The 12,824-nt window shown below is 61.0% G+C and carries 10 protein-coding genes; 9 read left to right on the forward strand and 1 reads right to left on the reverse strand.

Annotated features, from left to right (window positions below; genetic code table 11):
- Positions 1-79 precede the first annotated feature (79 nt).
- A complete protein-coding gene (locus RX329_RS04240; protein WP_085361181.1) occupies positions 80-1,405 on the reverse strand; it encodes an NAD(P)/FAD-dependent oxidoreductase in 1,326 nt (441 codons plus the stop codon).
- A gap of 386 nt (positions 1,406-1,791) precedes the next feature.
- Between RX329_RS04240 and RX329_RS04245 the strand changes: the two genes are divergently transcribed.
- The 9 genes from RX329_RS04245 (at position 1,792) to RX329_RS04285 (ending at position 12,807) form a co-directional block, all read left to right on the forward strand.
- Positions 1,792-1,980, forward strand: coding sequence for a hypothetical protein (locus tag RX329_RS04245; protein ID WP_018453189.1), 189 nt, complete (start codon positions 1,792-1,794; stop codon positions 1,978-1,980).
- Positions 1,981-2,083: 103 nt separating this feature from the next.
- Positions 2,084-3,787 carry an ABC transporter ATP-binding protein gene (locus RX329_RS04250; protein WP_085361105.1) on the forward strand — a complete coding sequence of 568 codons (1,704 nt, stop codon included), beginning with the start codon at positions 2,084-2,086 and terminating at the stop codon, positions 3,785-3,787.
- The gene (locus RX329_RS04255) at positions 3,784-5,448 is read left to right on the forward strand and encodes a peptide ABC transporter substrate-binding protein (protein ID WP_085361104.1); all 1,665 of its coding nucleotides are present in this window, start codon (positions 3,784-3,786) and stop codon (positions 5,446-5,448) included. Before RX329_RS04250 ends, RX329_RS04255 begins: the two co-directional genes overlap by 4 nt.
- A gap of 72 nt (positions 5,449-5,520) precedes the next feature.
- Positions 5,521-6,471 carry an ABC transporter permease gene (locus tag RX329_RS04260; protein WP_018453192.1) on the forward strand — a complete coding sequence of 317 codons (951 nt, stop codon included), beginning with the start codon at positions 5,521-5,523 and terminating at the stop codon, positions 6,469-6,471.
- Positions 6,472-6,508: 37 nt separating this feature from the next.
- Complete coding sequence (locus RX329_RS04265; protein ID WP_026232479.1) at positions 6,509-7,387, forward strand: ABC transporter permease; 879 nt, start codon at positions 6,509-6,511, stop codon at positions 7,385-7,387.
- A gap of 153 nt (positions 7,388-7,540) precedes the next feature.
- Positions 7,541-8,851 (forward strand): NAD(P)/FAD-dependent oxidoreductase, encoded by a 1,311-nt coding sequence (locus RX329_RS04270; protein ID WP_085350773.1) that lies wholly within the window; start codon positions 7,541-7,543, stop codon positions 8,849-8,851.
- Positions 8,852-8,938: 87 nt separating this feature from the next.
- Entirely contained in the window at positions 8,939-10,366 is a 1,428-nt protein-coding gene (thrC, locus tag RX329_RS04275; protein WP_085350828.1) for a threonine synthase, read from the forward strand.
- A 450-nt stretch (positions 10,367-10,816) separates the two neighbouring features.
- A complete protein-coding gene (locus RX329_RS04280; protein WP_018453197.1) occupies positions 10,817-11,602 on the forward strand; it encodes a GNAT family N-acetyltransferase in 786 nt (261 codons plus the stop codon).
- 11 nt (positions 11,603-11,613) lie between these two features.
- Entirely contained in the window at positions 11,614-12,807 is a 1,194-nt protein-coding gene (locus tag RX329_RS04285; RefSeq protein ID WP_198293338.1) for an alanine racemase, read from the forward strand.
- Positions 12,808-12,824 lie beyond the last annotated feature (17 nt).

The following is a 12,824-nucleotide window of genomic DNA, read 5'->3' on the forward strand; positions in this document are numbered from 1 at the left end:
AGGCTTTGAGGCTTCAGCGTCATACGCACTGTCATAGCACCAACCAGCATCCTTTCCCACCGGGCGGAGAGATTGCTTTTCAGAACTCGGCGACCTTGCCCCAGGCACCCGTTTTCAGCCGCTCCGGCCTGTATGGACGCGGGTCGACGATCGGTGCAGTACCAGTAATGATGTCCGCGATCAGGTGCCCTGCGCCGGGACCAATCCCGAAACCGTGTCCGCTGAACCCGGCCGCAAGGATAAAGCCCGGAATCGCCCCCACCTCACCGATGGCGGGAACGCCATCCGGTGTGCTGTCAATATAGCCGGCCCAGACATTGGAGATTGCGACGCGACGGAGTTCAGGCAGCAATTCGCAAGCTCTTTTATGTGTCAGCCGAATCTGCCGCATGTCGGGACGGGGATTAAGTGTCCGGTTCAGCTCCATCGGGGTCGTCTCATCGAGCGCCCACTTCGCCAAGGATTCATGACCTTGGCGCATGCCCTCGAATGCTCCAGGGGCGAGACTGCGCCAGCGGCGAGCAAACATCGGCACGAATTCGCGGGCGAACCTGAATTGCTGCGGCGTTGGATCGACTCGCGCGCGCCCGCTTATCGCCAGCGTGTACCCGCCGCTGCTACGCCGCGTGAGCGACACGACTGCAGTGTGCAGGGCGTCGGGCAGACCCGCCGCGCCAGGAGCCACGGCGAGAATGGACTGGCGCATGGACGCCTGTGGGAAGCGAATGCCGAGCTGGTTGCAGAACGAAGAGGCCCAGGCCCCTCCTGCCATGACCACCGTGTTGGTCCGGATTGTGCCCATTTCGGTCACTACGCCGTTCACCCGGCCGGCACGGAGCTCTATGCCGCGAGCGGCGCAGTGCTGGTGCACCGTGCCGCCAGCCGTCATCATCGCACGCGCGACCACGGGCACAGCCTTCGAAGGGTCTGCCGTTCCGTCGGTTGGAGAGGAGACGCCGCCTTTCCATTTGCGGCCCGTCGCTTTGCCTCTCTCGCTCGCTTCGTTCGTGCTCAACATGTGTGTCGTAACGCCGACCGTCTTTGCAAAATCGCGCCATTTCGCCCAGCCGGTCAGCTCATTCTCGTCATTCGACAGATAGAGAAGCCCGCAGCGGCGGAAGCCCGTGTCTTCCCCGGTCTCCTGTGCTACTCTCTCCCAAAGATCGAGACTCTTGGTGGCGATCGGTAGCTCGCGTGCGTCGCGATTCTGTTGACGGCACCATCCCCAATTGCGACTGGACTGCTCGGCGGCGACACGCCCCTTCTCTAGCAAGGCGACCTTAACGCCGCGGCGGGCGAGATAGTAAGCCGTGAACACGCCCACCACGCCGCCGCCAATGACGACGACGTCAGCCTCTTGAGGCAGAGACGGGCTTGATTCAATATGGATGAGCGGCGCACTCATGAAGCGAGGACTCCCGGCGTTTGACCTATCGTAGCTGAGCATTCGCGGCAGGTGCTCTGCGGGAATTTGTGATTAGACGGAATATTCTGCGGTTTGCCGACTACTGTTCAAGCTATTATTGCGAGAACACGTTGCTCGCGCCCACCTCATTCGCCAAAGCACCAGGGCATCAGGCGTTGAGCGCGTGCAGCCGTGCCGTGCACAAGGCAGGCCGCCTGAGAGTTCTCTCGTCGCGGCGCAGACTGAAATGCCAGATGGCACTTCGTTTTCAGAACTTCCTGCTGCCCATACGGCGCGTTTCGGCGACTCTGGGGTGATTGAAGCAGTCAAACTCGCGAATGCCGGGTCAATGTCGATCAGTGGCAGAAGTTCTAAAGGGACGCTGGATGAGCCTTGTCCAGGAACAGACCTCCACAAGAGCAATCAAGCTGGATGGGACTGTTAGCTCCACGAACTTCGATTCAGTGATCGAGTTGGCCGCTCGTCCGATGTTTTGGCTTGAGCGACAGCTTTTTCCTGTCGAGCACCAAGCTTTGAATCATGTCGCACTCTCCGAACAGGGAATGGCAAAATGAGCGGCGAATTTTCGACCTGTCCGATCGTCGCGGCGGCAACAATGGCCGAAGAGCCAATCCGCAGCAGAATGACCCAACGCCGTTGAAAGGGGAGACTGTTCAAATGGCCTCTGCCTCTCAGGCTGTAGCTTCGGAAGATGTGGCACTCTCGGTGCGCGACCTGACCGTGAGCCTGCCGGCCGGGATGGAGCGGGCTCACGCCGTCGAGAACGTCTCCTTTGATCTGAAGCGCGGTCAGATACTGTGCATCATTGGAGAGTCCGGATCGGGCAAGTCGGTCACAGCCAATGCGATCATGGGGCTTCTGCCCAAGGCGATACGTGTTACCTCGGGTTCGATCGACCTGAATGGGACCGACATCGTAGCCATTTCGCCCGATAAGCTCCGCAACCTTCGCGGCCGCGTCGTCTCGATGATCTTTCAAGATCCGCTCTCAGCGCTCAATCCGCTGATGACCGTGGGCGCGCAGATCGAGGAAGTGATGGCAGCGCACGACGTTGGGACCGCGAAATCCCGTCGCAGCCGCGCCATAGACTTGTTGGTTGAGGTCGGCCTTCCCGATCCGCAACTCATGTATCACCAGTATCCATTCCGGCTTTCGGGCGGGCAACGGCAGCGGGTGATGATCGCCATGGCTCTGGCTCTTGAGCCCGCGATCCTGATTGCGGACGAGCCGACGACCGCCCTCGACGTGACGACGCAGGCGCAGATCCTCAAACTGATCCGCGACATTCAGCGCCGCAAGGGAATGAGCGTGATGTTCATCACCCATGACTTTGGAGTCGTGGCGGAGATTGCCGATTCCGTTGTGGTGATGGAGAAGGGTCATTGCGTGGAGCAAGGCAGTGCCGAGCAGGTGCTCAAGTCGCCCAGTCACCTCTATACGCGCCGCCTGATCGCGGCCGTGCCGCACCTGACCGGCAAGGACCGCAATCCCTTGGAAGCCGCCGACAGGGCGTCAATCCTGAAGGTCGAGTGTCTGGTCAAGACCTATCGTAGCGGCAGTGCGCTTTTCCGTACGCAGCGCATCGTGCCTGCGGTCAATGGTGTCTCGTTCGATCTCACGCAGGGCCGCACGCTAGGCGTTGTCGGAGAAAGCGGTTCGGGCAAATCGTCGCTCGGGCGGCTGCTGATCAAGCTCATGGAGAGCGACGGTGGCTCGATTTTCTTCGAAGGCCGCGACGTCGCCCGGCTTACCGAGGCCGAGTTTAGGCCGCTAAGGCCAAAAATCCAGATGATCTTCCAGGATCCTTTTGCGTCGCTCAACCCGCGCTCGACGGTCGGGCAAATTCTCACAGTCGGGCCGGTCGCGCATGGCGTGCCGCACAGAGAGGCTGGTGAGCGGGCGCGGGAGCTTCTGTCCCATGTCGGCCTGGATTCAGGCGCCTTCGACCGCTATCCGCACGAATTTTCCGGCGGTCAGCGCCAGCGCGTCGGCATCGCCCGTGCGCTGATGTTCAAACCACAACTGCTGATCGCCGACGAAGCCGTCTCCGCGCTTGATGTCTCGATCCAGGCCCAAATCCTGAAGCTGCTGGATCAGATTCAGCGGGAGACCGGCGTCTCGATGATCTTCATCACGCATGATTTGCGCGTTGCCAGCCAGATTTGCGATGAGATCGCCGTCATGCATCGAGGACAGATCATCGAACGCGGACCGCCGTCGCAGATCTTCCTGGACCCGAAATCCGCCTACACGCGCGAGCTCGTCGCTGCCATCCCCGGCGAGCAGCCAAGGGGCGCTCGCGCGCTCGCGGGAGTCAATGAATACCGGCGGGACACAGCCAAGAACGAGGAGAGGTCATGACGGAAGCCTATTTTGACTCGAGCTATTCACGGCGCAATGCACTTCGATTGATGGTGGCCGGGGCTGCCGGCCTCGCTGCACCAGGCCTGTTGGGTACGCCCGCCTTCGCTCAGAAGGCCCCCGCCAAACCGAGCGGTCGCATCGTCGTCGGACTTGGACAAGAGCCGACCGTCTTCAATCCGCTGATGGCGCACATTGAAGTCGATGATGGTGTGCATTTCTCGGTTTTCGACGCGCTCTTCCGGATCGACCCAAAGGGTGAGATTGAGCCCAACCTTGCCGTCGAAGTACCGAACCAGAAGAACGGCGGCATTTCGGAGGACGGCCTCAAATGGCGCATCCGTCTGCGTGACGGTGTGCGCTGGCACGACGGCAAACCCTTCACGGCCGAGGATGTGAAATTCACCCTCGAACTGATCACCAATCCCGCCTTCCGGAGTTGGCGCACAGCTGGCCATGCCCTCGTGCGCGACATCACGGTGATCTCGCCCACGGAGATCTCGTGGCGAATGGAACAGGTTTTTGCGCCTTATCTTTCGTTCCTGACCGAAACCTTCATCGTGCCCAAGCACATCCTCGAGAAGGAGGCCAATCCAAACAACGCCGCCTTCAACCAGGCGCCGGTCGGCACCGGCGCATTCAAATGGGGTAAGCGGGTTGCAGGCGATCATCTCGAACTCGTGGCTAACCCCGAATATTTCGGAGAAGGCCCACACATCGAGAAGCTGATCTTCAAATACATTCCCGATCTCACCGTCCTCTACACTCAGTTCAAGAGCGGTGATGTGGACCTGATGGGGCAGCCGTACATCACAGCTGATCATTACGAGGAAGCCAAGGCGCTGGCGAACCGAGTGGTGACACTGGTCCCAAAGGCTTCATTCGAGTCCTTTTACCTGAATTTGGAGCGTCCACAGTTCAAGGAACTTGCAGTCCGTGAGGCGCTCTACGCAGCCATCGACAAGGAATCGATCATCCAGGGGCTCTATTACGGCGTGCCGACTCCGACGGAGACCTTCATGCCGAGGCAGTCCACCTACTATAACCCCAATCTTCCGGCACACGCATACAATCTGGACCGCGCGCGCCAGATCCTCGACCAAGCCGGCTGGGCGCCCGGGCGGGATGGCGTTCGTGCCAAAAGCGGCGTCCGTCTGTCCTTTGCCAGCTCGACCACGTCAGGCGATCCGCTTCGCGAGCAGGTGCAGCAGTTCTTGCAGCAGACATTTGCTCAGTTGGGCGTCGAGATGAAGATATCGAACTTGCCCGCCGCGGTGATGTGGGGCGAGTTCTGGCAGCAATCGCAATTCGATTCCGTGATCGTCGGCAGCACGTATCTGATCGGCGCCGACCCGGACGTGACCAATCGCTTGCACTCGCGTGCGATTGCAGCGAAGGGCGGGCGTGGTTCGAATAATGCGCAGTATTCAAATCCAGAGGTCGATGCCTTGCTCGACCAAGGCGCTCGCAGCTTCGATCCGGACGCGCGGCGCTCGATCTACCGTCGCGTACAAGAGCTCGTTCGCCGCGACCTGCCCTTCTTGCCGCTGTACCAGACCAATTCGGTCCAGGGTAACAAGAAGGGCATTTCCGGCGTCGTGCCGAACGTCAACACGCGCACCGAATCCTGGAACGCGCTGGCTTGGTCTTGGGCGAGTTGACGTATCGCCGCCCGAGGCCCGTATAGGCGCAGGGCGGCGCCTAGGCGCTGTCAAGCTAACATGGAGACTCGAATGCCCGGGTTCCTGCTTAATCGCTTTTCGCAGAGCATCGTGCTGTTGGTGATCGTCTCGATCATTGGCTTCACGGTGCTCAACTTCATGCCGGGCGGTCCTCTCGCGCAGTTCGGGCTGGATCCCGGCATGACCCAGAAGGACATTGAGCGACTGGCAGAGCAGCTCGGGCTGAACCGGCCGTTGTGGATTCAGTATTTTGATTGGGCCTGGCGGTTGGTTCAGGGCGACTGGGGTCACTCTTTCCGCGACGGAACGCCGGTGCTGGCGGTGATTGGGCGTCACCTCTTCGCTACGCTGCTGCTGATGGGGACGTCCACGGCACTGGCCATCGCCCTTGGTTCCTGGATCGGGATCCGCGGTGCCACCCACCGCTATTCCCTGTTCGATTATTGCGCGACGATTGGCGCCATGGTCGCGCTGTCGGTCCCGACCTTCTGGTTCGGCCTCGTCGGCATCTATATCTTCACGTTGAAGCTCGGTTGGGTGCCTGCAGGGAACATGTACACGATCGGCGACGGATCGGTGCTGGACTACTTGCATCACCTGATCTTGCCAAGCTTGGTGCTGTCGCTGGTCCATGTCGCGGTCTGGAGCCGCTACATGCGCACCGCGACCCTTGATGCGCTGAGCCAGGATTTCGTCAAGACGGCTCGTGCCAAGGGCCTAAGTGAGCGCCGCATCCTGCTGAAGCATGTCGTCGGCAATGCGCTGTTGCCGATGATCACCCTGGCTGGGGTGCAGTTGCCGAGCATTCTGACCGGCGCGTTGGTCACTGAGACCATCTTTACCTGGCCGGGAATGGGGCGGCTGTTTCTCGACAGCCTCGGCTACAGTGACTATCCGATGGTCATGGGGCTGTTGATATTCTCAGCCATCCTTGTCGTGCTGGGCAATCTCGTCGCAGACATCCTTGTCGCACTCGTCGATCCGCGCATTCGTCTCAGCTGAAGACGCAGGTTCGTGCCGTCAACAGGAGTCCCCCGTTATGACTGATATCTCCGCCCACCTCCCTCCAATTCGCTGGTGGCACAGCCGCGGGGTGCGCCGGTTCATGCGACACCATCTGGCGCTGCTCGGGTTCGCGATGATCGCCCTGCTCGTGTTGGCGTGCGTCGTGGGCCCCTACGCCTTGCCTTACGATTCGCTCTATATAGATCTGCGCGCCCGCTTTGCTCCTCCCTTGAGCGGTCATCATTATTTCGGCACCGACCCGTTGGGGCGAGACTTGGCCGTGCGACTCTTGATGGCCGGGCGTGTCTCGCTACTGGTGGGATTCTCCGCGATGTTGTTGTCAACGCTGATCGGAACGCTCGTCGGCGTGACCGCAGGCTATCGCGGGGGCTGGATCGGAGCCGCGCTGATGCGCACGGTGGATGGCTTTCTTTCCTTCCCCTCGATTTTCCTCGTGCTGGCGTTGGCCGCGACGCTCCGGCCCAGCCCGATGATGATCACTGTCATCATTGCTGTCACGAGCTGGATGGAGGTTGCCAGGATCGTCGAAGCCGAGGTCCGTTCGCTGCGCGAGCGCGAGTTTGTCCAGGCCGCGCGCATGGTCGGTCTGAGCGGCAGGCACATCATGCTTCGCGAAATTCTGCCCAATGCCACGGGTCCGATCATCGTGGCCGCAAGCCTCACCGTCGCCCGTGCGATTCTTCTGGAGGCCTATATCAGTTTCCTTGGTTACGGCATCCAACCACCGCTGCCCAGCTGGGGCAATCTGCTGAACGGCGCCCAGCAATATCTGGCCAGCGCTCCCTGGCTTGCCATCATTCCAGGCGCTGCGATTACGATCGCAGTGACCAGCTTCAACTTCATCGGCGACGGGCTGCGCGATGCGCTTGACGTTAGAGATGACCACATTTGACGGCTTGAGCCCAGGTGGCAGGCAGCGGACAGCGTTGAAGGCTATCCAGCAGAACCTCTTGATAGCGTAGACGTCGCAAGCATCGCGTTGGCTGATCAGAATCCGTCTTGTCAGTAATCCAAGGCCACTTTTAACACACGAGAAGTCAGCGACATGCATGAGCCCAGAGCCGCAGAGAAGGACACGCCCTATTGGTGGGAAGCCGCACCACTTAGGTCGCTGCCTCAACAGACTCTTCCCAAGAAACTTGACGTGCTGATCGTGGGCGCTGGCTATGCCTCTCTTTCGGCCGGGCTGGTGCTGGCGCGCGAGGGACGCTCGGTTGCGGCCTTTGACGCGATGAGTCCGGGCGAGGGAGCCTCGACGCGCAACGGTGGAATAACCAGCGCGAGCATACGGCCGGATTACGCCGCGATCTCCCGACGCTTCGGCGCAGACAAGGCGCTGGCAATCGAGGCGGAAGGCAAGATCGCCCGCGAGTTCCTTTACGATTTCATCAAGACCGAGGGGCTTGCCTGCGATTTCCAGCTGGTCGGGCAGTTCAAGGGCGCGTTCGGATATGAGCAGTACGACACGATGGCGCGTAGCGCGGAAGTATTAGCGAAGAGGCTGCGGATCGAGTCTCACGCCGTACCTTATGCCGAGCAGCACAGCTACATCGGCACCGATGTCTACCGGGGTGGAACAGTCCGGATGGATATCGGAGGGCTACAACCGGCGAAGTTTCACGCTGAACTGCTTCGCGTGGCGCTCGCTTCGGGCGTCGCGGTTCATGCGGATACGCCCGTCATCTCCATCGAGAGAGATGGTTCCGGATTCCGTATCGTGACCTCGGCCGGTTCGGTGCAGGCGCGTCAGGTGCTGGTTTGCACGAATGGCTATACTGATAGCGCCGTTCCCTTCCTGCGCCGCAGGCTGGTCCCGGTTCGCAGCCGGATCATTGCAACCGAGGAGCTCGCACCTGACGTCATGGAGCGGCTGATGCCCAAACGCATGATGATGACCGAGAACCGCCAGGTCGGGTTCTATTACCGCCCATCGCCCGACGGCAAACGTATCCTGTTAGGGGGGCGCGACAGCTCTCGTGTCGGTAACCCGGTGGCTCCAAAGCTCCTGCTGCGCAAGGGGTTGGTGAACCTTTTCCCCGAACTCGAGAATGTTCGCCTTTCGCACAGCTGGTTCGGCAATGTGGCGATGAATCGCGACATGCTCCCGCGCATCTTCGAAGAGGACGGTGTGGTTTATGCCACTGGCTTCTGCGGTTCAGGCGTCGTCTGGGCGCCTTGGATCGGGATGCACGCGGCCCACAAGCTGATCGGAAACCACGAACGGGCGCGCACCGCCTTTGACTTCCGTCCGCCGGACTCCATCCCGCTCTATCGTGGCGATCCCTGGTTCATGCCCGCCATGATCTGGGGATATCGGATGCAGGATCGTTTTGCACTGTGGCGCGACCGCCGCTGACGGCTGGAAACTCCATCGGGCATTCCCAAAGGTACAACTCAGGTCATGGAGCTGGCGGCACTGCCGCCTCTCGAAAGAAGAGCATCGATGCACTACGTATCCACGCGCGGACATTCAGGTCGCAGACAGTTCTGCGAAACATTGCTTGAAGGCCTCGCCGAGGATGGCGGGCTGTACGTACCTGAGACCTACCCGCGTGTGGACGCCGCTACATTGGATGCGTGGCGTGCCTTGTCCTATCCCAGCCTGGCCTTCGAGGTCCTGTCGCTCTACGTCAGCGATATTCCGCCCGCTGACCTGAAGGCAATCTGCGAAAAGACCTACACGCCCGAGATCTTTGGAACCTCGAACATCGTTCCGCTTCGAAAGCTGGAGACGCGGCTTTACCTCCAGGAATTGTCGAACGGTCCTACGCTGGCGTTCAAGGACGTGGCCATGCAGTTGCTCGGCAATCTGCTCGAGTACGAACTGGCACGGCGGCACGACGAATTGAACATTCTTGGGGCGACCAGTGGCGACACCGGGAGCGCTGCGGAATACGCAATGCGCGGCAAGAAAGGGGTGCGGGTCTTCATGATGTCGCCCCTCGGACGGATGAGCTCCTTTCAGCAAGCTCAGATGTTCAGCCTGCAGGACGACAACATCCACAACATCGCCATAGATGGCGTGTTCGACGACTGCCAAGACATCGTCAAATGTGTGTCCAGCGATCTGGAATTCAAACGACGATATAAGATAGGTGCGGTGAATTCGATCAACTGGGCCCGACTGGTCGCGCAGGTCGTCTATTACTTCTCCGGCTATTTTCAAGTCTCCGAAGGGAGGTCAGCAGGCGTTGACTTTTCCGTGCCTTCAGGAAACTTCGGAAACATCTGCGCTGGTCATGTTGCGCGCATGATGGGACTTCCAATATCCCGTCTCGTCCTTGCGACCAACGAAAACGACGTGCTCGACGAGTTTTTCCGCAGCGGCATTTATCGCGTCAGAAGCCGAGCTGACACGCTTGAAACATCGAGTCCTTCCATGGACATCTCCAAGGCGTCAAATCTCGAGCGTTTCGTGTTCGACTTGCTCGGTCGCGACGCCCGTCGGACGAAATCGCTGTTTGAGAACCAACTTCGGGAATGCGGTTCGTTTGACCTCAGCGGTGATCCCAGCTTCGTAACGGCGGCGGCGCGTTTTGGATTCCGCAGCGGCAGGAGCACCCATGCCGATCGACTGGCGACGATCCGTGACACGTGGGATCGCTACCACACAATGATCGATCCTCACACTGCGGATGGTGTGACGGTCGGGCGCATGCATGCGAGCCCCGAGGCGCCGATGCTTGTGCTCGAAACTGCACAGCCAATCAAATTCGCTACGACGATCAAGGAAGCGTTAGGCCGGCAGCCAGATCGTCCGCTACGGTTCGATGGACTAGAAGGGTTGCCGAGGCGAGTCAAAGTCCTTCCCCCGGATACACAAGCTGTAAAGAACTACATTGCGGACATCATGCAGGGTGCAACCTGCTGAAGGGCCGATTCCGGATCGAGGAGTGTTTCAGCCGTGGCTGTATTTACGGTGCTGTCACCCGACGAGGTCGCAGCGTTCGTTCGAGCGCGCTATCGGAGCAATCCGCGGTTGATGTCCGGTATCGTTCCGGGCCATGGGATGCCGGAACGGGATCGCGCTGCGGCGTGGCGAGACACTGACAGCACATCGTCCCTTCTACCGTATCATCAATGCAATTCCCTGCCGAACTCTGCGTCAGTCTGATCGCGTAATGCTGTCGCAGCCAAGATACGCTGCAATTCGCGGGAAGATCGTCAGATGGACCTCGCCGTGTCAGGCACTGACGATTAGTCCGCTAACCCAAGCATGAGACGTCGACGCATCATGGCAACCGAAGCTACCCAAGCCGGAGAACGCGAGATTGAAGACGTGGCCCTAGTCCCTTTCGCGAGAGCGCATCTGAAAGGTGCCTTGAAGCTCTCGCAGGAGATGTCTTGGCCGTATCTGCTCAAGGATTGGGAATTTGCGCTGCAGCTTGGCCGCGGTTTCGTGGTGACGAGTGCGGGTGCTGTGGTGGGGACCGCGCTGTGGTGGCCTTACGGCGACACCCATGCTTCCGCCGGAATGGTCATCGTCTCGAAAGCCGTTCAGGGACGGGGGTACGGGGCCCGGCTGATGGACGCGCTGCTCGCGGCGGCACGACCACGAATCGTCACGCTGAATTCGACCGCCGAAGGCCTTGCGCTTTACGCACGCCGCGGCTTCGCCAGCATCGGCATGCTGCACCAGCATCATGGCGTTCCTGGCCAGGGCCGCGACATGCCGCCGGTCGGAAACGTCAGAGCGATGGTTCCGTCGGACTTCGAGGCCATAGTCGGTCTCGATCACGAGGCCACCGGCTGGATGAGGCGCGAGATGCTGAACCGGCTGATCGAGGTCGGTTGCGGCTATGTCCTGCTGCGTGACGGCATACCCCGCGGCTACGCCATTTCCCGTCTCTTCGGCCGCGGGCATGTCATCGGCCCTGTGATCGCCGAAAGCCCGACCGATGCGCGCGCATTGATCGAGGCCGCGCTCGCGCCCCTCGGGAGTGTTTTCGTCCGGATCGACACCTCGGCCTCCTCGCAACTCGGTGACTGGCTTGGAAACATCGGCCTGCAGAAGGTCAGCGACGCCACCACCATGGTCTTGGGGACGCAGATGCCATGGACCGGGCCGGCGCGCACGTTCGCGGTCGCCAACCAGTCGTTCGGCTAGGAGACCTTGAGATGCAACGCCCCGATATGCGCCGGACGGATAGCCAGAACGCCGCGCCACGCGAGATAACCGCGACGGTCGGCGCACTGGCGACGCCGGCCCTCCTGCTCGACAAAGACCGGCTGGATCGCAATCTCGCCCGTCTGTCCTCTCGTATGGCCGCGGCTGGCGTCGTGCTGCGCCCCCATATGAAAACCGCGAAATCCATCGAGGTTGCCCAGCGCGCCTATCCCTCCGGGCCGGGGCCGATCACGGTCTCCACCTTGGCGGAGGCTGAGTACTTCGCGCAGTACGGTTTCCGTGACGTGACATATGCCGTCGGCGTGGCACCGCACACCGCTGAAAGGGCGATGCGTCTCCGCAAAGCCGGCGTTGACCTTAAGGTGCTGCTCGATTCGCCTGAACAGGCGGCGATGTTGGGCACGGCAGCGCGTGCCGCCGGCGTGACGCCCTCCGCCTTCATCGAGATCGACTGCGACGGCCATCGCGGCGGGCTGACCGCCACCGATCCCAAGCTCATCGCCGTCGCGGCGGCCCTGGCCGAGGCCGGCGTCACGCTCGCCGGCATTCTCACCCATGCCGGCGAATCCTACAGCCTTTGCTCGTCCGATGCCCTCGTCGCGGCCGCAGAGAACGAAAGGGCCGTGGCCGTGGCGGCCGCGGAGACATTGCGGGCGGCGGGGCATGAATGCCCGGTCGTAAGTGTCGGTTCGACGCCGACCGCCCATTTCGCCGAAGGCCTGACCGGCGTCACGGAGATGCGGGCCGGCGTCTACATGTTCTTCGATCTGGTGATGCACGGCGTCGGTGTCTGCACGACCGACGACATCGCGATCTCGGTTCTCGCCACCGTCATCGGCACGAAGCCGGAGAAGGGATGGATTTTGGTCGATGCGGGCTGGATGGCACTGTCACGTGATCGCGGCACCGCGGCGCAGCGGGTCGACCAAGGTTACGGTCTCGTCTGCGATCTGTCCGGCCAACTCTATCCGAATCTGATCGTCGCGCAGGCGAGCCAGGAGCACGGCATCCTCGCCATAAGGTCCAGATCGGCTGCAGCCCTCCCGCATATCCCGATCGGCGCGAAGGTCAGGATTCTGCCCAATCATGCCTGCGCGACGGCGTCACAGCACGAACTTTACAATGTCATCTCGGCGGGAAGTGACGCAATCGAAGCTCAGTGGCCGCGGATGCGCGGCTGGTAGATCTGAAACAGAATCGG

Origin of the sequence: Bradyrhizobium sp. BWC-3-1 (assembly GCF_032917965.1) — a bacterium.
Lineage (GTDB): Bacteria > Pseudomonadota > Alphaproteobacteria > Rhizobiales > Xanthobacteraceae > Bradyrhizobium > Bradyrhizobium canariense_D.

Bases quoted from the DNA above. Each gene is read 5' to 3' on its own strand.
- RX329_RS04260 (WP_018453192.1), top strand. From the start codon at position 5,521: ATGCCCGGGTTCCTGCTTAATCGCTTTTCGCAGAGCATCGTGCTGTTG.
- RX329_RS04245 (WP_018453189.1), top strand. From the start codon at position 1,792: ATGAGCCTTGTCCAGGAACAGACCTCCACAAGAGCAATCAAGCTGGAT.
- RX329_RS04255 (WP_085361104.1), top strand. From the start codon at position 3,784: ATGACGGAAGCCTATTTTGACTCGAGCTATTCACGGCGCAATGCACTT.
- thrC (WP_085350828.1), top strand. From the start codon at position 8,939: ATGCACTACGTATCCACGCGCGGACATTCAGGTCGCAGACAGTTCTGC.
- RX329_RS04285 (WP_198293338.1), top strand. From the start codon at position 11,614: ATGCAACGCCCCGATATGCGCCGGACGGATAGCCAGAACGCCGCGCCA.
- RX329_RS04240 (WP_085361181.1), bottom strand. From the start codon at position 1,405: ATGAGTGCGCCGCTCATCCATATTGAATCAAGCCCGTCTCTGCCTCAA.
- RX329_RS04250 (WP_085361105.1), top strand. From the start codon at position 2,084: ATGGCCTCTGCCTCTCAGGCTGTAGCTTCGGAAGATGTGGCACTCTCG.
- RX329_RS04265 (WP_026232479.1), top strand. From the start codon at position 6,509: ATGACTGATATCTCCGCCCACCTCCCTCCAATTCGCTGGTGGCACAGC.
- RX329_RS04270 (WP_085350773.1), top strand. From the start codon at position 7,541: ATGCATGAGCCCAGAGCCGCAGAGAAGGACACGCCCTATTGGTGGGAA.